General features: G+C 59.0%; 22 protein-coding genes. 9 read left to right on the forward strand and 13 right to left on the reverse strand.

Annotation, left to right across the window (positions count from 1 at the left end; all coding sequences use genetic code 11):
- Positions 1–11 precede the first annotated feature (11 nt).
- The 4 genes from lpxK to ACR0JB_RS15690 are packed head-to-tail and all read right to left on the reverse strand — an operon-like array spanning position 12 to position 4,363.
- On the reverse strand, positions 12–1,010 hold the full coding sequence (gene lpxK, locus ACR0JB_RS15675) for a tetraacyldisaccharide 4'-kinase (protein ID WP_170398195.1): 999 nt from the start codon (positions 1,008–1,010) through the stop codon (positions 12–14).
- Positions 1,010–2,233 (reverse strand): 3-deoxy-D-manno-octulosonic acid transferase, encoded by a 1,224-nt coding sequence (locus tag ACR0JB_RS15680; RefSeq protein ID WP_170398199.1) that lies wholly within the window; start codon positions 2,231–2,233, stop codon positions 1,010–1,012. The genes lpxK and ACR0JB_RS15680 overlap by 1 nt, the downstream gene beginning before the upstream one ends.
- Entirely contained in the window at positions 2,230–3,030 is an 801-nt protein-coding gene (locus ACR0JB_RS15685) for an inositol monophosphatase family protein (protein ID WP_170506744.1), read from the reverse strand. The genes ACR0JB_RS15680 and ACR0JB_RS15685 overlap by 4 nt, the downstream gene beginning before the upstream one ends.
- Complete coding sequence (locus ACR0JB_RS15690) at positions 3,017–4,363, reverse strand: TldD/PmbA family protein (protein ID WP_170578130.1); 1,347 nt, start codon at positions 4,361–4,363, stop codon at positions 3,017–3,019. The genes ACR0JB_RS15685 and ACR0JB_RS15690 overlap by 14 nt, the downstream gene beginning before the upstream one ends.
- 239 nt (positions 4,364–4,602) lie before the next feature.
- Here ACR0JB_RS15690 and ACR0JB_RS15695 point away from each other — a divergent pair, with 239 nt between their 5' ends.
- Positions 4,603–5,529: a hypothetical protein gene (locus ACR0JB_RS15695; protein ID WP_480790058.1), complete on the forward strand. Its 927-nt coding sequence runs from the start codon at positions 4,603–4,605 to the stop codon at positions 5,527–5,529.
- Positions 5,530–5,578: 49 nt separating this feature from the next.
- On the opposite strand, the gene ACR0JB_RS15700 is transcribed toward ACR0JB_RS15695, so the two are convergent.
- The gene (locus ACR0JB_RS15700) at positions 5,579–7,102 is read right to left on the reverse strand and encodes a DUF2125 domain-containing protein (protein ID WP_480790059.1); all 1,524 of its coding nucleotides are present in this window, start codon (positions 7,100–7,102) and stop codon (positions 5,579–5,581) included.
- Positions 7,103–7,241: 139 nt separating this feature from the next.
- On the opposite strand from ACR0JB_RS15700, the gene ACR0JB_RS15705 reads away from it, so the two are divergent.
- Genes ACR0JB_RS15705 through ACR0JB_RS15715 form a run of 3 tightly spaced genes read left to right on the forward strand, consistent with a single transcriptional unit; the run spans position 7,242 to position 9,324 of the window.
- Entirely contained in the window at positions 7,242–7,985 is a 744-nt protein-coding gene (locus tag ACR0JB_RS15705; RefSeq protein ID WP_480790060.1) for an SDR family oxidoreductase, read from the forward strand.
- Entirely contained in the window at positions 7,982–8,590 is a 609-nt protein-coding gene (locus ACR0JB_RS15710) for an enoyl-CoA hydratase/isomerase family protein (protein WP_226689243.1), read from the forward strand. Before ACR0JB_RS15705 ends, ACR0JB_RS15710 begins: the two co-directional genes overlap by 4 nt.
- Positions 8,587–9,324, forward strand: coding sequence for a VOC family protein (locus ACR0JB_RS15715; RefSeq protein WP_170398217.1), 738 nt, complete (start codon positions 8,587–8,589; stop codon positions 9,322–9,324). Before ACR0JB_RS15710 ends, ACR0JB_RS15715 begins: the two co-directional genes overlap by 4 nt.
- Here the strand turns inward: ACR0JB_RS15715 and ACR0JB_RS15720 are convergent, their stop codons facing one another.
- Positions 9,325–9,621, reverse strand: a complete 297-nt coding sequence (locus tag ACR0JB_RS15720; RefSeq protein WP_170398220.1) for an HNH endonuclease — start codon at positions 9,619–9,621, stop codon at positions 9,325–9,327. It abuts the gene before it with no gap.
- 48 nt (positions 9,622–9,669) lie between these two features.
- On the opposite strand from ACR0JB_RS15720, the gene ACR0JB_RS15725 reads away from it, so the two are divergent.
- Positions 9,670–10,851, forward strand: coding sequence for a TIGR03862 family flavoprotein (locus ACR0JB_RS15725; RefSeq protein ID WP_170506736.1), 1,182 nt, complete (start codon positions 9,670–9,672; stop codon positions 10,849–10,851).
- On the opposite strand, the gene holA is transcribed toward ACR0JB_RS15725, so the two are convergent.
- The 4 genes from holA to ACR0JB_RS15745 all read right to left on the reverse strand — a co-directional run bounded on the left by holA (position 10,848) and on the right by ACR0JB_RS15745 (position 15,446).
- Positions 10,848–11,876, reverse strand: a complete 1,029-nt coding sequence (holA, locus tag ACR0JB_RS15730) for a DNA polymerase III subunit delta (protein WP_170398228.1) — start codon at positions 11,874–11,876, stop codon at positions 10,848–10,850. The two genes, ACR0JB_RS15725 and holA, sit on opposite strands and share 4 nt — an antisense overlap.
- Complete coding sequence (lptE, locus tag ACR0JB_RS15735) at positions 11,873–12,364, reverse strand: LPS assembly lipoprotein LptE (RefSeq protein WP_170398230.1); 492 nt, start codon at positions 12,362–12,364, stop codon at positions 11,873–11,875. Before lptE ends, holA begins: the two co-directional genes overlap by 4 nt.
- Positions 12,351–14,888, reverse strand: coding sequence for a leucine--tRNA ligase (leuS, locus tag ACR0JB_RS15740; RefSeq protein WP_480645158.1), 2,538 nt, complete (start codon positions 14,886–14,888; stop codon positions 12,351–12,353). Before leuS ends, lptE begins: the two co-directional genes overlap by 14 nt.
- Positions 14,889–14,960: 72 nt before the next feature.
- Positions 14,961–15,446, reverse strand: coding sequence for a DUF3576 domain-containing protein (locus ACR0JB_RS15745; RefSeq protein WP_170398235.1), 486 nt, complete (start codon positions 15,444–15,446; stop codon positions 14,961–14,963).
- Between the two features lie 283 nt (positions 15,447–15,729).
- Between ACR0JB_RS15745 and ACR0JB_RS15750 the strand changes: the two genes are divergently transcribed.
- Positions 15,730–16,797, forward strand: coding sequence for a porin (locus tag ACR0JB_RS15750; RefSeq protein ID WP_480790061.1), 1,068 nt, complete (start codon positions 15,730–15,732; stop codon positions 16,795–16,797).
- A gap of 102 nt (positions 16,798–16,899) precedes the next feature.
- Positions 16,900–17,559, forward strand: coding sequence for a YggS family pyridoxal phosphate-dependent enzyme (locus tag ACR0JB_RS15755; RefSeq protein ID WP_170351054.1), 660 nt, complete (start codon positions 16,900–16,902; stop codon positions 17,557–17,559).
- Here ACR0JB_RS15755 and ACR0JB_RS15760 read toward each other — a convergent pair.
- Positions 17,543–18,043, reverse strand: coding sequence for a L,D-transpeptidase family protein (locus tag ACR0JB_RS15760; protein ID WP_480790062.1), 501 nt, complete (start codon positions 18,041–18,043; stop codon positions 17,543–17,545). The two genes, ACR0JB_RS15755 and ACR0JB_RS15760, sit on opposite strands and share 17 nt — an antisense overlap.
- On the reverse strand, positions 18,040–19,134 hold the full coding sequence (gene ribA / locus ACR0JB_RS15765) for a GTP cyclohydrolase II (RefSeq protein WP_170351052.1): 1,095 nt from the start codon (positions 19,132–19,134) through the stop codon (positions 18,040–18,042). Before ribA ends, ACR0JB_RS15760 begins: the two co-directional genes overlap by 4 nt.
- Before the next feature lie 161 nt (positions 19,135–19,295).
- Between ribA and ACR0JB_RS15770 the strand changes: the two genes are divergently transcribed.
- Positions 19,296–19,982: a response regulator transcription factor gene (locus ACR0JB_RS15770; protein ID WP_058283107.1), complete on the forward strand. Its 687-nt coding sequence runs from the start codon at positions 19,296–19,298 to the stop codon at positions 19,980–19,982.
- A gap of 191 nt (positions 19,983–20,173) precedes the next feature.
- Here ACR0JB_RS15770 and ACR0JB_RS15775 read toward each other — a convergent pair whose 3' ends face one another.
- The gene (locus ACR0JB_RS15775) at positions 20,174–20,629 is read right to left on the reverse strand and encodes a hypothetical protein (RefSeq protein ID WP_480790063.1); all 456 of its coding nucleotides are present in this window, start codon (positions 20,627–20,629) and stop codon (positions 20,174–20,176) included.
- Between the two features lie 224 nt (positions 20,630–20,853).
- On the opposite strand from ACR0JB_RS15775, the gene ACR0JB_RS15780 reads away from it, so the two are divergent.
- Positions 20,854–21,642, forward strand: coding sequence for an exodeoxyribonuclease III (locus tag ACR0JB_RS15780; protein WP_425081807.1), 789 nt, complete (start codon positions 20,854–20,856; stop codon positions 21,640–21,642).
- Positions 21,643–21,696 lie beyond the last annotated feature (54 nt).

Genomic DNA, 21,696 nt, shown 5'->3' on the forward strand with positions numbered 1-21,696 from the left:
CCGGTCGCACTTTACGGCGACGGGGCGATTTGCAGCAGCATCTGCCGCACCTTGTCGGCCTCATTCACTTGCAAACGCACAGGCAGGGTGATGACCTTGCTGCGAAACGCCGGTGGCAGGCGCACGGCGTCTTTTTCTGTTGTCACCATTTGCGCGCCCAGCAGGCGGGCCTCGTTCTCTAACCGGGTCATAAGGGCAGGGGTCAGCGGTTGGTGATCGTCCAGTGCCTCGGCCCGCAAGAGTGTCGCGCCCTGTTGGCGCAAGGTGGCAAAGAACTTTTCAGGATGGCCGATCCCTGCAAAGGCCAGAACCGGCGTATCTGCCCAATCCATACCGGTTTGCAGGGGCTCAACCGCGCCGGTGGCGTGGGGCACGGTCAGCTTCGCCCCCCAGCGATCGGCAAATTGGGTTTGCGCGTCGGTATCACCCAGCGACAGTACCAGATCGGTGCGCTGCAATCCGGTATCGACAGGTTCCCGCAATGGTCCGGCAGGTAGGCATAACCCATTTCCGAACCCACGCGCCGCATCGACCACGATGACCGAGAAATCCTTGGCGACCGAGGGGTTCTGAAACCCGTCGTCCAGCAGGATCACACTGGCCCCGGCTTCGGCCGCCGCGCGCGCGCCGGCGGCGCGGTCCTTGGCCACCCAGACCTCGGCAAAGGCGGCCAGCAACAGGGGTTCATCCCCGACTTGCGCGGCAGTGTGTTTGGCTGGGTCAACCTGCACGGGCCCTTCTAACGAACCTCCATGGCCACGCGTCACCACATGCGTTTCGTGCCAGGCGTCGCGCAATTGCTCGATCATCCAGATTACGGTTGGGGTTTTGCCGGTACCACCTGCGTTCAGGTTGCCGATGCAGATGACAGGAATGCCGGGTTTCATCCCGGGCTCGGACGCCACCCGTCGGGCGGTTGCGGCGGCATAAATGCGTCCCAGCGGCGCCAGCAATTTTGCGCGCATATCCAGTCGGTCGGGGGCGGTATTCCAGAAATCAGGTGCTCGCATCAACCCGCACTCCGCTGATCCAGGCAATCCTGCACCATATCGATCAGTTGATCCGCTTGTGGTGCGCCTTCGGATACGATCTGCCACCCGGCCAACGCCATATCTGCAGCCCGGTCAGGCGATAGCAGCTCGACCACGGCGTCGCCCAGTTCGGTTGCGGATCTGACCATGCGGGCAGCGCCGGCCCGATCCAGTTGATCGTACATCTGCTGATGACGATGCACAAACGGGCCGTGGATGACAGACGACCCAAGGGCAACGGCAAAAAGTGGATCGCGCCCACCCGCGTCGCGTTCTAGCGAACTGCCCATGAATGTGACTGGCGAGATCCGGTGCCACAGGCCCAGATCTTCGGAGTGGGCGGACAGGATAACCTGCGTGTTGTCTTCGATCTGACCGCTGGTGTCCCAATTGGTACAACGCAGATCCATAGTCTCAAGGCGGTTTTGCAGTGGTTCTGCCTCAGCGGTGTCTGCCACATGCAGCACCAGTGTCAGCCGGGGCAACATCCGCAATGCCTGGCGATGGGCACTAAGGATCGAGATGAACTCCTTGTCCCGCACACATGCTGCCAACCAGACGGGACGCCCCGCCAGTGCGTGATTGGTTTCGATCAGTTCATCCTCGGGCCAGGGCTGCGGGTTCGGGCTGACATACAATGGTGGAGAGTCGGTGACTTTGCCCGACGTGATGCCAAGGCGACGGATTGTCCGGGTGGTTTCCGAATTCGTGGTCAGGATGGTTTTGAAACAGTCTAAAGTAAAACGGGTGATGTCCGGCAGCCACCGGGCGCCGCGCGCGATCTTTATATCAACCCGTGCTTCGATCAGGATCAGGGGAATACCGCGCTCTTCGGCGCGCGTGATAACATTGGGCATCAGCCCGCCCCCGACCCACAGGCCGATTTCGGGGTGCCAATGGTCCAGAAACGCGCGTGCTGCCCCCGCTTGTTCGGAGGGCAGGTTCACCAGCGGGTAGTCTCCTTGCTCCCAAAGGCTCAGGTCGGCTTCGGCGGGCACTGTCAGCAGCACATGCAAAGTGGGTCGGACCTGCTGCAGCCTATGGCAGAAATCTACGACCGCGCGCTGGCGATCCTGCGCGTTGATATGGACCCATAGCAACTCGCCCTCAGGGCGCTGGATCTCGGGTTGGCTGCTCGGGTTGGACACGCCCCAGGACAGAACCCGATAGGCTGCCAGGCTGAGGGATCGCGGTCGGCTCATGGGCGGATTCCGGTGCTGCCCGGGTCAAGCTGTGCGTGCAGGGTGTCATGAATGGGCGTGCCGGCCGCGATCACGCCGTTCAGGCGCGGATGGGCGTTGTTGAACCGCAAGGGTTGCGCCAACCGGTCGGAACAGCGGCCGCCAGCCTCACGGATAAGCAGGTCGCCCGCAGCGATATCCCATTCCCAACTGGGCCGCAGCGTCAGCATCCCGTCGAAACGCCCTTGTCCGACCAGCGCCATTCGATAGGCCAGTGACGGGCGATAGACCCGTTCAAAGTCAGGCACCTGACCCTGCCGCCAATGGTGTGGCTTCATATTGGGTTTGGCCGCCAATATTTGCGCCGTGTCCAGCGTCGTGACGCCCGAGACGTGGATCGGCGCCCCATTCAGAAACGCGCCTTGTCCTTTGGCCGCAGTATACAGCAGATCGCGCAGGGGCAGGTAAATTACAGCCGCAATCACTTCGCCCTGTTCTGCAATGGCCAGTGAGTGTGCCCAGGTGCGCGATCCTTCGGCAAAGCTGCGCGTGCCGTCGATCGGATCGATGATGAACACCCGGTCCTTCGTCAGCCGGTCAGTGGAATCCTCGGTTTCTTCGCTCAGCCAGCCATAGCATGGACGGGCGGCGGGCAGGCGCTGTTCCAGCATGGCGTTGACGGCCAGATCGGCCTCGGTCACCGGTCCGGCGCCGTCGGGTTTATCCCAGCGCTGCGCCGTTGTGCCCGAGTATCGGGTGGCGATCTTTCCGGCCTCTAATGCGGCGTCGATCAAAAGTTGCAGGTCAGCTGCCGGCAAGTGTCATTCCTTCGATCAGCACCGACGGAACCACCCGCGACAGATACGGGCGCGCGTCGTTTGCCGGGATGATCCGTTTCAACATATCGCGCAGGTTGCCCGCGATGGTGCATTCGTTGACCGGATGCGTGATCTCTCCGTTCTCGACCCAGAACCCTGATGCACCGCGTGAATAGTCACCCGTGTTTGGGTTGATGGTCGAGCCGATCATAGATGTCACCAGCAGCCCGGTGCCCATGTCACGCAGCAGGTCCTGGCGGCTGTGTGTGCCTTGGGTCAGGCTCAGGTTCCAGTTGCTGGGCGAAGGTGGCCCCGACACGCCTCGCGTGGCGTTACCGGTAGAGGTCATGTCCAGCTTGCGCGCGCTGGACAGATCAAGCGTCCAGCCGGTCAGCACGCCGTTTTCGACAATGGCGCGCCGCTGCGTTGGCAGTCCTTCGGCGTCGAAGGGGCGCGAGCCCGCGATGCGTGGGCGGTGCGGGTCTTCGATCAGCGACAGGTGGTCAGGTAACACCTGTTCGCCCAGACAGTCCTTAAGCCAAGACGCGCCCCGCGCGATAGCCGCACCATTGCTGGCCCCCAGCAGGTGACCGATCAGCGAGGATGAGATGCGTTCGTCAAACAGCACCGGAAATGTGCCGGTGGCGGGTTTCTGAGCCCCGACCAGCGCCACAGCACGTTCACCTGCGGTGCGGCCAATTTCCTCGGGGCTGCGCAGGTCGCTTTGAAAGGTGCGGCTGTCGCCGTCATAGTCGCGCTCCATCCCGGTACCTTCGCCCGAGATCGCCACGCATGAGGTCGAGCGGCTGCTGCGGGCATAGCCACCGGAAAAACCGTTGGTTGCTGCCAGATGTACACGGTGCGTACCATAAGCCGCCGCTGCATCGGATACTTGCGATACGCCGTGAACCGCCAGTGCCGTAGCTTCGGCGGCCAGCGCGTCATGCAGCAGGTCTTTGGCCGCTGGTTCCGGGGTAGGGTCGAACAATTCCAATGCGGGCAGATCCCAATCCGTGGCCAACTGGGCCGCATCGGCCAGCCCGGTGAACGGATCCTCGGGGGCTTCGCGGGCCATGGCCACGGCGCGCTCGGCCATCGCGGTCAAGGTTTCCGGGCGGCTGTCAGAGCTGGACACGATCGCCTGCCGCTGCCCCAGGAACACCCGCAGACCAAGGTCAGTACCCTCGGACCTTTCGGCATGTTCCAGCGCCCCGCTCCGCACTTCGACTGAAGCCGAAGAGCCATCGATCACAATAGCATCCGCCGCGTCGGCCCCGGCATTGCGGGCCGCGTCCATTAAGGATTGGCTGATGTCTTCAGGTGTAAGGGTCATGCGGCCTCCGGTTGTATTGCATTGGACCTAGCCTTGGACCGCCCGTCCCGCAAGACCTCTGGGCAGATAGATCACAGGTCAGACCCCTTAGTTTGGCCCAAATTCAGATGGGGCAGCCGAAGGGTTTGCATTTCCGTATAAACTTTCATTAGTTGGGACGCATTACAGATTTCCGGGTGACGATCACAACAGATTGAAACTTTCACCCGGGCAAGTGAAGGCAAATAGGAGAGCTTGGCTTGGCTCAGTTTTTCGTAGTTGATTTTGACGAGCCGCATGTCGTTGCCGCGGGCAAAGGGTCGAGCAATATCATCAGCCATTTCACAAGGGTTCTTACCAAGCTGCAAGTCCCTGCTGAAGTTTTGCCTTTCCGGGAACTGATTGAGCGCGGCCCGACAACAGATCCGAAAAGCTATGTTTTGCTGCATTACAACGAGCTTTTCGTCGTTCAGTATCAAAAAGTAGACTGGCTGCGCGCGAGTGAGGCAGAGCTCGTGGCGCTGGGTCACAAGGTCCTGCATTCCGTTGAGCATGGGCGCGTCATTGGCCACAAAGTCCGCCAGAACAAGGTTTTGACGGCCGCGGGCGTTCCCATGCCTAAGTTGATTGAGGCGGGTGACAGTTTCGGCACTGTTTTTTCGAACGAAGTGTCAAACGCGCATGTTCCGGTACAACTCGTGAGTGACGAAAGGGAATTGGATTCCACGCGGTACAACACCGATTACATCAATTGCAAATACGAATACAAAGGTAAGCCCTGGCATGTATCCATTCGTGCCATGGCAGTAGGCGAACAGGTCCTGTTTTCGTGGATAAGAGCCGGAAAAGGACTCAATGTCCGAACTCGGGGGACGCCGGTTGATGCTGAAATGCTAACACATTTTCACGACCTACTGATCAAACCCAATATTGACCAAATCCGCGACATCGCGAAAAGCGTCAAGAATGCTGTGGGCGTCGGGCTTTACGCGCATGACATTCTTCCATGCGCAGAAACCGGGAAATTTTTTCTGTGTGAGACCAACTTCAAATTTTATGAGGGGATGTACCGGTTCCACATGCAGAGCATTGCTAAGGATCTGCCGACACCCGCGTATTTTAATGGTCGAACCGCCGGACGGCGTATCGCACGAGCTCTAGTCCACGAGTTGGATTTGCAGACCTGAGTCAGTTAGCGGGCGAAGCTCTGGTAATATTGAGCTTCGCCCCCCAACATCACTTGATGCGCTGACCGTTGGCCAGTATCTGGCCATCTTCCGTGAACTCGATTTTCGAGTTCAGCGTATCCGGTTCGTCGCCGGGTACGGCCATCAGGCCCATCATCATCCGCGCACCCATCGCGTCGCTTTCGCCGATCACGCCCATGGTGATCAGCGTGTCGATCAATGCGTTGGCGCCCGCCAGCTGAAGGTTCGCCACGCCGGCCGGGGTCGGCAGCCCGTCGAACTCCTCGGTGCTGGAATTGTCGAAAGTAAAGTCCGCGTCACCCGTCAATTTAGCTCCGACCATTGAGACCAGCAATTCGTTGATCTTCAGCGAGTTCAGCTCACCCGGTGCTTCGCCAGATGTTTCCAGAGCCTCGATGGCGGCCGGATCGAAGAAGTTCGTCAGGATTTTTGCGGTTCCGGTGGCGTCCAGCGCGATGGTTGCCGGGTCGCGCGGCAGGGCGCCTGCCGGGTCGAAGATGCTCCACAACACGTCAGACATGGTGAAATCGGTTACGTTGACCGACAGTCCAAAGGGCTGCTCTTCTTCGGATTGCTGCACCGGGAATTCGAACCCTAACCCTGTCTTGGCCATTGCCATCTCGATTGGGAACGGCAGCTCGGCCGTGGTCACGGCGAGGTTTGCGCTGTTTTGTTCGACATCATAAGCCAGACGCTGATCGTCCAAGCTGGCGCCGAACCGGCCACCTTCGGATTGGGTGGCCATCGAAAATGCCTGACCTTCGCTCGTCCCTTCAATCGCGGCCTGACCCGAGGCATAGGTGAACAGACCCGAGAATGAGACCCCGCCGTTGAAGAAGGATTGCGGGTCGGTGCCGTCGAAATCTTCGGGGATCACGTTGGTGCCTTCGAAGGTCAATTGGTTCATCGACCCGTTGATCTTGCCATCATCTGACCCTTCGGGATCGGTGAATCCCAGATCATAGGTCAGCCCGGCTGCGGTCATTTTCTGGTCCACTGTGCGGGTTTCGCCGATCTTCATCCGCGAATCTCCTGACAAGTCGGTCAGTTTGAAATCCATGGCCAGCATGTCGTTGGGCAGGGTCTCATCCTCGACCTGTACGCCACCCAGTTTCAGACCAAGTGTGGGCGCGGAATAGTCATAAGTCATATCGTCCGGTTGGCCCGAAACGACCATCTCAAGCCCGGTATGGTAGTACTCGATATCAACGGAAAACGCCTCGCCCTCTTCCTCGCCGGACAGGGTCATGGGAAAGCTTTCGGGGAAACCGATGCTGACTGTGCCGTCACCATTTTCAGTCAGGGTCATCTGCGGGACGGTCATTTTGAACGATCCGTCCGTGTCCGGCGAAGACAAGGCAACATTCATATCGGTGATCGTGGTCACCCCGCCCGAGATGGATTGTTCCGCCGAAACCGTATAGCCCATCTGGGACAGGTAGGCCTGCCAATCATCCCAAACCTGCTGGGCGGTGACATCGGCGAACGCGCCCTGAGTGACAACGGCATAGGCCAGAACTGCGCCGCTGCTGCGGCGGAGGAAAGCGGACATTTGAGAACCCTTCTTGATCAAATTTGCCGGCATCGTCGTGCCTGAGGCCGCAGGCGTCAAGGGGCAAGGGCTGGACCCTTTCCCCGTTGGCACGGTAAAGATTCACACAATCTAAAAACAACGGAGGTACAGGGTCCATATGCAGGGTAAAACCGTACTGATAACAGGGGCCAGTCGTGGCATCGGGGCCGAGGCGGGGCGCGTATTTGCCGCAGCGGGGGCAAATGTCGCGCTAGTGGCCCGTAACCTCGACCAGATTGATGCGCTGGCTGCTGCATTGGGTGACAATGCTATCGCGCTGCAATGCGATGTCAGCGATTTTGCGCAGGTCGAACAGGCTGTTGCGGATTGTATCGACCGTTTTGGCGGGCTGGACGTTTTGATCGGCAACGCGGGTGTCATTGATCCGATCTTTCACTTGTCCAATGCCAATGTCGCCGCGTGGAGCCAGGCAATCGACATCAACCTCAAAGGTGTCTTCTACGGAATGCGCGCCGCGTTACCGGTTATGCGCGCGGCGGGCGGGGGCACGGTGATCACGGTTTCTTCGGGTGCGGCGACAAACCCGATCGAGGCGTGGAGCCACTACTGCGCCTCGAAAGCCGGGGCTAAAATGCTGACCGAATGCCTGCATCTTGAAAATTCAATGCACGGCATTCGTGCTATGGGCCTGTCGCCGGGCACCGTGGCCACGGATATGCAGCGGGTGATCAAGGCGAGCGGCATCAATGCCGTTAGCCAGCTGGATTGGGATGATCACATTCCCGCCGATTGGCCTGCACGGGCATTGCTTTGGATGTGTTCGACGGATGCAGATGAGTTTCTGGGCTCAGAAATCTCGCTGCGACGCGAAGATATCCGGCAAAGGGTAGGGTTGACGTGATCAAACTAACCAAGAAGGACGGGTTGTGGACGGTCACACTCAACAACCCGCAAAAGGCCAATGCACTGACCGAGGCGATGCTGAGTGAACTGGTTGAGATCGCCGAAGCTGCTAATGAGGCGCGGGCCCTGATCCTGACAGGTGAGGGTAAGGTGTTCAGCGCCGGGGCCGATCTGGATGAGGTCCGTGCGGGACTGGCGACCTCGGATCTTTGGGAGAGGTTGTCAGGCGCCATCGCGGCCTTGCCGTGTCTGACGGTGGCTGCTTTGAACGGGACGCTGGCGGGCGGTGCCAACGGGATGGTGCTGGCCTGTGACCTCCGAATCGCGGTGCCGCAAGCCAAGTTCTTTTATCCGGTGATGAAGCTAGGATTTTTGCCGCAACCCTCGGACCCGGTGCGTATGGCTGCCCTGATCGGGTCATCGCGCACCAAGATGATTCTGATGGCCGGGCAAAAGATCACGGCAGAGGAAGCGTACGGTTTCGGTCTGGTCGACCGGGTTGTCGACCCTGATCAACTGATGCCAACGGCGCATGAACTGGTGGCAGACAGCCTGGCCGCCGATCCCCGAATTGCCGCTGGAATCGCAAGGATGTGCCAATGAAATTGTCCGCCGTGCTGCTGCGTGTTGCCGACCCCAAGCAACTGACTGATTTTTATACGGATGTTCTGGGTATGACGGCGCGTGCGCAGGGGGCGAATTATCGCATTGGCTATGGTGGCCAGGACGCGGACCTGCTGCTGATGCCGGGTGGGGGCGGATATGCCCACGATGGTGGACAGCGGTATTGGAAGATCGGTATTACCGTGCCCGATGTTGACCTGGCCGTTTCTCATCTGCGTGAAAAAGGCGTCGAGGTCTCGGAGCCGAAACAGTTCCGCGACATCGGCTATATGTGCCACCTGAAAGACCCCGAAGGGTTTGTGATCGAGCTGCTGCAACACGACTTTCAGGGCAACCGTCCTGACAACGCAGCCGACCCTGCCGCACCATTCGCCAAAGCCTGCATCGGCCAGATCACCTTGCGGACAGGGGACATAGCCGCCGAGGATGCGTTCTGTCGGGCGCAAGGCATGCAACTGCTTTCAGTGCAGGATGTGGCCCAATACGGGTTCGACCTGCATTTCTATGCCTTCACCGATGATGTGCCGCCTAATCCGGACCTTTGGTCCGTTGAGAACCGCGAATGGCTTTGGAAACGTCCCTATACCACGCTGGAATTCCAGCACATCGCCGGGGCGCAGTTTGCGCCGGCGCCGGATTACAGGGGGTTAGAGGTTCAGGGGCTGTCGACGTCCCTGAGGGATGCTTTTGGTGATCCGGTGCGGCCTGGCTGATCAGCGCCCACGTCGCTTGCCCGGAACTTTCGACCGAAATCCGGGTGGTCGTTTGCGCACCCAGATCAGGAATTTCTTCAGACGCGGGTGGGTGCGCAGAGCCTCGACCGTATTGAACGCGCGGGCCAATTCGCCCTCGGTCAGGGTGGCGTGGATCTCTTTGTGGCAAATCACATGCAGCAAAACCGTGGGTCCGCCCTTGCCCCCTTTGAGTTTTGGGATCAGATGGTGCAGGCTGCCGCCCCCATCCGGGATGGGGCGGTCACAGAGCGGGCAGATCGGATTGCTGTCTGACATGGCAGGTACAGATTTGCGCTGGATAGCGTGAAAGGCAAGGGGACGGACATGGCGCAGGCAGTGGTGATCGGGGCCGGACCCGCAGGCCTGATGGCGGCAGAGGAACTGGCCGCTGCTGGCCATGATGTGATGGTGGCCGAGGCCAAGCCCTCGATCGCGCGTAAATTACTGATGGCGGGCAAGTCGGGTCTGAACCTGACCAAGGACGAACCGTTCGAAACTTTGCTGCAATCCTACGGAGAGGCGGCGGAGTGGCTGCGTCCGATGATTGCTGAGTTCGACGCCGCCGAGGTGCAGGACTGGGCGCGGGGCTTGGGGCAAGAGCTGTTTACCGGCTCGACCGGGCGGGTTTTCCCGACAGTGATGAAAGCCTCGCCGCTGTTGCGCGCATGGCTGAGGCGGCTTGAGGGCGCGGGCGTTCGGATACAAACCCGCTGGCGTTGGTTGGGATGGGACGGCGATGCGCTGATTTTCGATACGTCTGAAGGTACACAGAGCCTGAAGCCGGATGTGACCATTCTGGCGCTGGGCGGGGCCAGCTGGGCGCGGTTGGGGTCAGACGGTCAATGGGCGGATATCTTGCAACAGAAAGGCGTCGCGCTGACACCCTTCGCCCCGGCGAATTCCGCCTTGTCCGTTGACTGGAGCCCCCACATGACCCCGCATTTCGGCGCGGCGCTGAAATCGGTGCGTTGGATGGCCGGAGAGCTGGACAGCCGCGGAGAAGCCACGATATCGGCAACGGGGCTTGAGGGCGGCGGGTTGTATTCTTTGACCCCGGCTTTGCGCGCCGGTGCGGACCTGGTAGTCGATCTTGTGCCCGATCTGGACGCAGTGGCGCTACAGTCGCGGTTGGATGCAAAGAAATCCAAGACCACACTGTCACAATGGCTGAAGAAGTCATTGAAGCTGCCGCGGCAAAAGATTGCGTTGTTCCATGAGATGTCGAAACGTTGTGGATTGCCGCAATCCTCTGAGGCCACTGCACTCAAACAACTTCCTGTTTCCGGGGCTGCCCTGCGCCCGATGGATGAAGCCATTTCAACGTCGGGTGGGGTCAGATGTACAGTGCTGGACGAGGGGCTAATGCTGACCGCAATGCCCGGCGTGTTCTGTGCCGGAGAGATGCTGGATTGGGAAGCTCCGACCGGGGGCTATCTGCTGACCGCTTGCATGGCGACTGGGCGATGGGCCGGGCGTTCGGCTGTGGATTGGTTGCGCACCGGCTAGCGGGATCGGGCCAGCATAGCCAGACGGATCATTGCCCGTTCCACCAGCGCCATGGCAGGCGCAGTCTGCCCAGCTGAGCGCAGTGACAGGTCAGTATCAGTCAGAACTGTCAGAGCCGTTTGCAACTTCGGTGCTCCCCAGCCCTGGGCCTGGCGTAAAATCCGGTCACGGCGTTTGCCATAGACCGGTGGCCGCAGCTTGCCGATGCCCTGTGCCGCCCCGCCGGGGTCCGAGGCACAGGCATACAATGTGCGAAAGTGCCGGGTTGCGCCGATACACAGGCTGACCGCATTGGTGCCCTGTGATTGCAGCCGTCGGATCAGCGGACCGATCTCTCCGGCGCGGCCTTCAGCCACCACGTTCAAAACATCATCCAACGCGGCCTCGGTCGAGCGGGGCGCGCAAGCTTCGATATCCTCGATGGCCAGTTCGGAACTGTCTCCACGTTTATAGAGCGACAGTTTTTCAATGGTTTGCGTGAAGTCTCCGGGGCTGATGCCGGTGGCCAGTTCAGCAAGGGCAGACATCGAATCGCGAGGGATGTTCTGCAACCCGGCCTGTGTCAGAATCCGTTCGATCTCGGCCCGTGAGGGCGGATCGTCATAAATGCCGACAGCATAGGCAGCGGGATGCGCCTCGAACGCCTTGCGGATTTTCGAGCTGGGTTTCAACTGCCCGGCTGTGACGATAATCTGGGCATCACCAGGGGCCCAGTCTTCGAACGCGGCGATAAATGCGGGGGCGGCGGTGTCGGTGGTGTCTTCGACGAATACGGCGCGGGGGCCTGGGAAAAACCCCACGGCCTTGACCGCATCCAACAAAAGTGCGGGATCGCCGCGCAAATCCGTGCCAGGAATGCGGGTCAGGCGCATTTCCTCTTCGGCATTGGCGCCCAGAAGTGCCGACAGAACCTGCTGGCGTTTCAGTGCCACGCGCATCGTATCCGCACCATAAATCAAGAGCCCGGCCTTGTCGGCGTCGGGCCGGGAGAAATACCCTTCAGCCTCGCGCGGGCTGAGCTTCATGAACCAAGGCCTGGCGCAGCATAGAGTTCGTTTACGATCTGATCCGATAGGATCGCCATCAACCGTTTGCGGGCGTCGCGTTCGTCCGCCAGCGTGGACACTGTCGATCCGGCGGCTGAATAGCTGACGAAATTCTCGACCGTGCCCGAGGCAATGACCTGACCGGTCTCGTTTAATTTGAGCGTGTAGCTCGACCTGCCTTCGAGGGTATAGCGGTTGGTTTCGTTCGTCGAAGTGATCGCAGACCGCTGGAAAGCAATCGAGACGTTTACATTCAGATTGTATTCGCTGCCCGAGGTCGCGCTGCGCCCCAACCGCTGTTCCAGATTTTGGACCAGCAAATAGGTGTCGACCGAGTTTGGCGCTGAAACGGCGACCTTGCCGTTCAGGGCCGCACCCGAACCACCGGGCGCGTAGACCGGTTCAAAGCCGCAGGCAGCCAACACCAGCGGTATCATCAACAGGATTCTGCGGTTAAACAACGACATTTACGATCCGGCCCGGGACAACAATAACCTTCTTAGGCGCATTGCCATCCAGCGCCTTTTGCACAGCTTCGGTGCTGAGCGCGATTTTTTCAACCTCGTCCTTCGCCATATCTTTGGCCACGCTGATTTCCGCGCGGCGCTTGCCGTTGATCTGAATCGGCAGGGTTACTGTGTCGTCGACCAGCATCGCCTGATCCGCAACGGGCCATGGGGCTACCGCCACCAAGCCTTCGCCGCCTTGATGTGCCCAGATATCTTCTGCAAGGTGCGGCGTCATCGGCGACATCAGCTGCGCCAGCGTTTTTATTGCCTGCTTTTGCGCCGCAGCGCCAGCTTTGGATTTTGCCAGCGTATTGGTGAAGGCGTAGAGTTTCGCGATCGCTGCGTTGAAGCCAAAGCTCTCAACGCCAAGGGTTACGTCGTGGATGGTCTTGTGCATCTCGCGCAAAAGCTCTTGATCGCCTTCCCCTTCGGCTGCTGGGTTCATGGCCCCGATCTTGTCGCAGAGGTTCCATACCCGGTTGAGGTGCTTATAGGCGGCCTCGGCCCCGGACGCGGTCCATTCCACATCGCGCTCGGGCGGCGAATCGGACAGCACGAACCAGCGCGCGGTGTCGGCACCGAACGCCGAGATAATGCTGACAGGGTCGACCACGTTCTTCTTGGATTTCGACATCTTGGCCGAAGGGATGATCTCGACCTCGGTGCCGTCTGCCAGTTTGCCGTCGGTCACATCCTCGGGCAGGTGATAGACCGGGCGGCCGTTTTCGTCGCGGGTCTGGTAAATCTCGTGGGTCACCATGCCTTGGGTGAACAGCGCATCGAAGGGTTCGATGGCCTTTTTGGGCAGATGGCCCGTGATGTTCATCGCCCGCGCGAAGAAGCGGGAATAGAGCAGGTGGAGAATCGCGTGCTCGATGCCGCCGATATACTGGTCCACATTCATCCAGTATTCGGCCTCGGCCAGATCAGTGGGCGTTTCGGCGCGCGGGGCGGTGAAGCGGGCGAAATACCACGACGAATCGACAAACGTATCCATCGTGTCGGTTTCTCGCTTGGCCGGGGCGCCGCAGTTCGGGCACGAACAGTCGCGCCAGGTCGGATGACGGTCCAGCGGGTTGCCTGGTTTGTCAAAGGTGACATCATCGGGCAGGCGGACCGGCAGGTTCTCTTTCTTCTCGGGCACCACACCGCAGCTGTCGCAATGGACAACGGGAATCGGGCAACCCCAATAGCGCTGGCGGGAAAGGCCCCAGTCTCGCAGGCGGTATTTGGTGACGCCTTCGCCCCAACCGGCCTTTTCAGCGAAGTCGACGGTGGCGTTGATGGCCTCATCACCCGTGGCTTCGGTGAGGCCCGCGAAATGGTTCACCCAACGGACTTTTTCGGTCTTGGGCGGCACGAAGGCGGTTTTGTCGACCGGAGTGGCGTCATCCAGCGCAAAGAACGTATCGACCACGGGCAGGCCGTACTTGCGGCAGAAATCCAAGTCGCGCTGGTCATGCGCGGGGCAGGCAAAGATCGCGCCCGTGCCATAGTCCATCAGGATGAAGTTGGCGATCCAAACTGGCAGTTCCCATCTTGGGTCCAGCGGGTGCTTGACGCGGATCCCGGTATCGTAACCCAGCTTTTCAGCCGTTTCGATGGCTTCTTCGGTGGTGCCACCTTTGCGACATTCAGCTACGAATTCAGCAACTTCGGGGTTCTCGGCTTCCAATTGCTTGGCAATCGGGTGATCCGGCGAGATGCCCACAAACGACGCGCCCAGCAGCGTGTCGGGGCGGGTCGTATAGACGGTGATCGGTTCGCCTCCGTCCGTGCGCTCGAACCCGAATTGCAGGCCGCGTGACTTGCCGATCCAGTTTTCCTGCATCAAGCGGACCTTTGCGGGCCAGTTTTCCAACGTGTCCAGTGCGTCGAGCAGTTCCTCGGAATAGTCCGAGATCTTGAAGAACCATTGGGTCAACTCGCGGCGTTCAACCAACGCGCCCGAGCGCCAGCCGCGCCCTTGTTCCACCTGTTCGTTGGCCAGAACGGTCATGTCGACCGGGTCCCAATTCACAACGGCGTTCTTGCGGTAAACAAGCCCAGCATCGAGCATATCCAGAAACAACGCCTGTTGCTGGCCGTAATATTCTGGGTCACAGGTTGCAAACTCACGCGACCAATCGATCGACAGGCCCAATGGCTTCATTTGCCCACGCATGTCGGCGATGTTCCCGTAGGTCCAGTCCTTGGGATGGCCCCCAATGGCCATCGCCGCATTTTCCGCAGGCATTCCGAAGGCGTCCCAGCCCATCGGGTGCAATACGTTGTGGCCGGTCGCCAGTTTGTGTCGCGCGATCACGTCGCCCATCGTATAGTTGCGCACATGTCCCATATGGATTCGGCCTGACGGGTAGGGGAACATCTCAAGCACATAGTATTTCGGCTTGTCCGCCTTGTGGTTGGCGGTGAAGATTCCGGCCTTGTCCCAGGCCTCTTGCCATTTTGCTTCGATTTCGTTGGCCGAGTAGCGAGACATCGTACGGTCCTTCGTGAATGAAAACGCCGGGTAGGAACCCGGCGTGGTATTAGTGTGATTTTCGACGAGTTGCTAGAACTTGTTGTCCGCAATGCGCAACTGACGGGCGCGGGACAGGATTGCATCTTCGACTGCGCGGGTCGTGGCCGCACTGACCGGGGCGCCACCGCTGGTCTGCAGCGAGACCGACAGAGACCGCGCCGCCAGGGCCGGGTCGCTGATGTGAACCGTCGCGCGATATTGCCGCCCCCCACCCGGAGGTGTGCCGTACCCGGTCACGATTACCCCGGTAAAGGGATCAACTTCCTGAACCGGCAGGAAATTCAATACATCCAGCGACGCCGTCCAAAGATAGCGATTCACATTTGTGATCTGTTCGGCATTGCCCCTGTTGAATACGTCCCAGATGGTCGACCGATTCGGATCGTTGAACTCTTGCTCGTCAGAATTGCCACCGGTCGCCAATGAATTCGGATTTGGCGCGGCACCCCGATTCTCACCACAAGCCGCCAGGGCAGCAGTCACTATGATCAAACCGAAAATCGTCTGCAGGCGCATTATCGACTGGTCCTGTTCACTTTGGTCAACATTGTCAGTTGTTACTCCTAGACAAGGACCCGTTCAGCAACAACCCTATTATTGTCACATATCAGTGGACGTAGGGTTGATCAGTGCCTCAAAACATACTGTGGCATCCTTGCACCAATTTTCCCCCAATACAGTCGAGTCATTTATGCCAAGCTTGCGTGTTGGGGGCAAAAAGAGCGAAACGGTTCCCGTGCTGAGACATGTGCTGAGGCATGTGTCGAGTAGAAAAACTTTTGAAACCGAGGGAAACAAGATGAAAAAAGTTCTCTTCGCATCAACCGCTCTGATCGCAACCGCAGGTGTTGCAGCGGCTGATTCCGGAATTAACCTTAGCGGTTACGGCCGTTTCGGTATTGGTTACTTCGAAGATCGCACTGGTGCTGTCACCAATGTCAACACCAACGTGACCACCACCTCGATCGTTGGCGGTGCCATCGTTCAAACGCCTGGCCAAACCACCACTGGCACAGCTGTTGTTGACACCGACGATGCTATCCTGGTTTCGCGCTTCCGTCTGAACATCGACGGTTTCACCGAAACTGACGGTGGCGTTCGCTTTGAAGCTCGTGTTCGTCTGCAAGCAGACGAAAACTCCGCCAACGGCGAAGCCAACAACGCTCAGCTGAACGGCGCGCGTTTCTCGGTTATCTACGGTGGTCTGCGTGTTGACGCCGGTAACGTTGCCGGTTCGTTCGACAACCTCGCAAACTACTACGGTAACGAAGTTGGTCTGGAACTGTTCGCGGGTCAGTACTCGGGCGTTGACTATAGCTTCCTGAGCTATGTTTCGGGCAGCAATCCGGGTTCGAACGCTGTGTTCTTCCAGTATGCAGTCGGCGACTTCGCGTTTGGCGCATCGTATGACCAAGTGACTGGTGCACTGAACGGTTCTGAAGTTGACCTGGACCGTTGGGACGTAAGCGCAACTTATACCTTCAACAACATCACTGCCGCTATCGCCTATGGTCAAACCGACCTGGGTGACATCGGTCTGGATGATGAGAGCCTGACCGTTCTGACCCTGGGTGGCGAATGGGGCGACTTCAACGGTACTCTGTTTGTTGCTGACGACGACGTGAACAACGCCGCCGACGAAGGCACCGCATGGGGTCTGTCCGCAGCCTACAACCTGGGCGCAGCAACTACTCTGCTGTTCACCTATGGTGACGGTAACGGCGACGCTGACACGCAAGAAGTTGCAATCGGTGCCATCTACGACCTGGGTGGCGGTGCATCGCTGCGCGGTGGTATCGGCACCAACGACTGTGACGTTTGCGACAGCCGCGTCCAAGCTGACTTCGGTGCACAGTTCAACTTCTAAGTTGGGTTGAACCGCAAGGTTTAAGGGCAGGTCTTCGGACCTGCCCTTTTCTTTTTTGCCGACATGGTGTTTTCCTGCGCTGAAAGCAGATTGAGGAAGCTTATGTCGCTGCAAGATATCACTGCCCGTATTTCCAAAGCCGAAACTGCCGCCGGGCGGCCTGCCGGTTCTGTCAAATTGATCGCCGTATCAAAAGTGCAGCCGAACGAACGTGTGCAGGCTGTTTTGGAGCAGGGCCATCGGTGTTTTGGTGAAAATCGGGTTCAAGAGGCCGTAGGTAAATGGCCGGGTTTCATGGAGCAGTTCGCCGACATTGATCTGCATCTGATTGGCCCGCTTCAAACCAACAAGGCCCGTCAAGCGATTGAGCTGGTCAACTCTATCCACTCGGTGGACCGGCCCAAGCTTGCCAAAACGCTGGCGCGGCTGGCACAAGAGGTCGGCACCTGCCCGGATCTGTTCATTCAGGTCAATACCGGGGAAGAGGATCAAAAGGCCGGTATCCTGCCTGCCGAGGCGGATACGTTCATTGCAGAATGCCGGGGGCTGGACCTGCCGATCCAGGGGTTGATGTGTATCCCACCCGTCGATGAGGAACCCTCACTGCATTTCGCACTGCTGGCGAAAATAGCCGAGCGCAACGGCCTGACTGGTCTATCGATGGGTATGAGCGGTGATTTCGAACAAGCCATTGCGCTGGGGGCAACCCATGTGCGCGTGGGCTCGGCCATTTTTGGTGAACGGGTCAGGCCGCAGGAATAATCACACGCGTGCCAGGCGAAATCTGGCGCGCGATCCAATGCAGGTGGTCCCGGCGGAAGGCTACGCAACCCTCGGTCGGGTATCCCGGGCGGCGCCATTGGTGAACAAAGATCGCCGATCCGTGGCCCGGTATCGCATTGGGCCAGTTCCAATCAGTGATCAACACCAGATCATACAGCGGATCTGCGCGGCGCAGCTTTTCATGGCTAAAGTCATAGGGCGCGCTGACCAGATTATTGTACTGGTCGTCCCGCCCGTCATCCGACCAAAGATCGCGCGGACCGATGGGAATCGCCCAAGGGGCCGGTTTGGCGATGCGATCTGGCCGGTACAGCATCCCCACGATGTGATGTACACCCGTGGGCGTGGCGCCATCCCCTTCGCGTTTTGCGTGGCTCAAACCGCCTTTGCCAATCGTGCACGGAAACACACGCCCGGCAAATCGTACCCCGCGCGGTGTCAGGACAAGATCATGCGGCGTCACAGCAGATGCCCGGACTTGGCCGCCTTGGTTGCAAGATATCCGCGGTTATGGGCGGTTTCGCCAACCTTCAGCGGCACGCGCTCGGTCACGGCGATACCGGTCTTCTCCATCATCGCGATCTTTGCCGGGTTGTTGGTCAGCAACCGGACCGAGTTGAACCCCAGAGATTTCAGAATGTCCGAACCCAGCCGGAAATCCCGCTCATCATCCTCGAACCCTAACCGATGATTGGCTTCGACCGTGTCGAACCCCTGATCCTGCAGGAAATAGGCGCGCATCTTGTTGGCAAGGCCAATCCCGCGCCCTTCCTGGTTCAAATACAGCAGCACCCCGGCCCCTTCCGAGCCCATCTGCGCCAGCGCACCCCGCAATTGCGGACCGCAGTCGCATTTCAGACTGCCCATAAGGTCTCCGGTAAAACAGGCCGAATGCAAACGGGCCAAAACCGGTTTATCCCGATCAGGGCGGCCGATCTCGACTGCGTAATGTTCCTCGCCACCGTCTTCGGGGCGAAAAACGTGCAATCGACCGGCCTCGGATACTTCCATCGGCAGGCGGGCGGCAACCACAGCATGAAGCTCACTGCGATCGGCCAGATGTGGCGCAGCGCGGGTGTGGTCAATGCATGTCAGGCCATGTGCCGCTGCAAAGCCACGCCCATCCTCAATGGGCATCACAACGGCTGCGGGCAGCAATCGCGCCGACTTGGTGAGGGCGATTGCGATGCGGTGCAGGTTGGCGTTGCCCTGACGTTCGGTCATCAGGGGGCCCTTCATCGGAGCGTTCAGGTCGTCTGACGGATCGGCCACCGCCTGCACCCAGGTCATATCGGCATCGGCAGGGATAATCACACGCGCCAGATCGCCATCATAAGACCGGGCCTTCAGCGTTTCCGCCCGCCGCACAGTGACAGCAACCACCGGGTCGCCACCAAGCCCGCGCAGATCCGCGAGCCGTTGCGCGCTCAGGGTCTCAGCCGCGATGGCCAGCACGCTGAACCCGCTGTCGTCGGTCAATGCGACGGGAACCCCCATGCGCAGATCGGCGCGGGCCCGCGCCAGCAATTCTGAAATATCCGGGATCAGACTCATTTATGTTACCCTGTAACGTTCAAGCCTTCCTGTAGCCTGATACGGCAGAAATGTGAAACATTTCCTCTACCTTGGACACGAGGGCGTGAGACAATTGCAGCAAACCTTGTTGATTGCATCTTCCGCGCGCAAGTGGTGGAAAAGGCTTAGGAGGACCGGACATGGCTCAGCTCAAGAAAATTCTGCTGGTGGATGATGACGAAGATCTGCGCGAAGCTCTAAGCGAGCAACTTGTGATGACCGAGGATTTCGACGTGTTCGAAGCCCATGACGGTCAATCCGCGATGGAGCGGGCGCGCGAAGCGATTTACGATCTGGTCATTCTGGACGTTGGTCTGCCGGATACCGATGGGCGCGAGCTGTGCCGCCTGATGCGCAAGCAAGGTGTAAAAAGCCCGATTCTGATGCTGACCGGCCATGACAGCGACGCAGATACCATCCTGGGCCTGGATGCAGGTGCCAACGACTATGTCTCGAAACCGTTCAAGTTTCCCGTGCTGCTGGCCCGTATCCGTGCCCAGTTGCGCCAGCATGAGCAATCCGAGGATGCGGTGTTTGTTCTGGGGCCGTACACGTTCAAGCCTGCGATGAAGATGCTGATCACAGAAGAAGATCGAAAAATCCGGCTAACCGAGAAAGAAACCAATATTCTCAAGTTCCTGTACCGCTCGACCGATGGTGTGGTCGCGCGCGACGTACTGCTGCATGAGGTCTGGGGTTATAACGCCGGTGTCACCACCCACACGTTAGAGACGCATATCTACCGTCTGCGCCAGAAAATCGAGCCCGATCCGTCAAATGCGCGCCTTTTGGTCACAGAATCGGGTGGATATCGCTTGGTATCTTAACTCGTTGTGGATTGACGTGGATCAAAGTGATACTCTGGATACGTAATTAGATTACTCCCAACCCGCGCATGTCCGGGTTATGACATGCACCTCCCTGTTGGACTGCCGGGCCTGATGGCCCGGCCTTTTTTTGAAACAAGCTGGGTCGAAGATACAAATCCGATGGCCAGATTTGCTCCCCCAAACACAGTTTAGCTGGTGCCGTCGTTTTCCAGAACGGTACCGTAGGTTATGCCGCTGCGCAGGCTGCGAAAATCAGCATAAATTTTGCCATCTTCAAATGTGGCACCGATCAACCCGTTGACCTGGCGGTCTTCTCCGACCCGGGTTTCAACCATGGCGATTGAACCAGTGCCATCGCGGCTGATTGTCCCGGTAACCTGACCTTCGTTCCACCGGTCCGAGCCGATCCGGCTCCATTTGCTGGTTCCCCAGAACGCATTGTCCTGCTGTTGTTTGATCTCAAGAACCCACTCAGATTGATTAAAACGCGGGGCTCCGTCGCTGTGTTCGTTGGGCAGGGCCGCAACGGTGTGGGTGCCGCTCCAGACGCCGCGCAGATCAGGTGTGTTTTCCGCAACTGCATGGGTTGCAAAGGCAAGGGTGCTGGCCAGCGCGGCGGCGCCAAGTGTCTTGAATCTGGTCATGGTTTCCTCCGTTTTCTAGTCATAAATGTTGGGAACAGATGATCTGATTTCCATGCTGGCGGCGAAACATAAACAGGATTTAACCTGCGCTTTATGTTGCGAAGGGGGTAGTGGATTGAGCCCTTTTGCCTTCAAAACCAAAATCTGGCTTGGGACAATTTTTTCTCATGGCACCGGCGGAAACGCCACGCTAACCTGCGCCAATTGCGACAGAGGAATCCCCCATGCCCTTTACCCTTGCCACCTGGAACATCAACTCGGTCCGCCTGCGCGAGCCTATCGTGCTGAAATTGCTGCAGGAGGAAGCGCCGGATGTACTGTGTCTGCAGGAGTGCAAGTCGCCGGTCGAAAAGATCCCGACCGAAGGGTTTGCGGAACTGGGCTATACCCACATGGTTGCACGTGGGCAAAAGGGGTATAACGGTGTCGCCATCCTGTCTCGGCTACCGATGGAAGAGGTCGGCGACAAGGATTTCGCGGGTCTCGGTCACGCGCGACACATTGCCGGACGGTTGGAAAACGGGGTTACCATCCACAATTTCTATGTCCCCGCAGGTGGCGACGTGCCGGACCGCGAAAAGAATGAGAAGTTCGGGCAAAAGCTCGATTACCTCAGCGACATGCGCGATTGGTTCCATGCGGAAAAGCCGGAAAAATCCATTCTGGTGGGGGATCTGAACATCGCCCCGCGCGAGGATGACGTCTGGTCGCACAAACAACTGCTCAAGGTTGTTTCGCACACACCGATCGAGGTCGAATCGCTGGCTGAAACCCAGGATGCGGGCGCTTGGGTTGATATCACCCGTCAGGATATTCCCGAGGGGCAATTGTACAGTTGGTGGTCCTATCGCGCGCGCGATTGGGACGCCGCTGACAAGGGGCGGCGGCTGGATCACGTCTGGGCCACGCCCGATATCTCGAACGCGGGCCACTCCAGCCGCGTCCTGCGCGACGCGCGCGGATGGGAAAAACCAAGCGACCACGCACCCGTTTTTGCCAGTTTTGACCTGTAATTACGCAACTCTGCCCTTGGTTTCCGCTGCCAGCGGTTGCATATAGGGCGCAAG

This window comes from Ruegeria sp. BI7, from assembly GCF_056537925.1.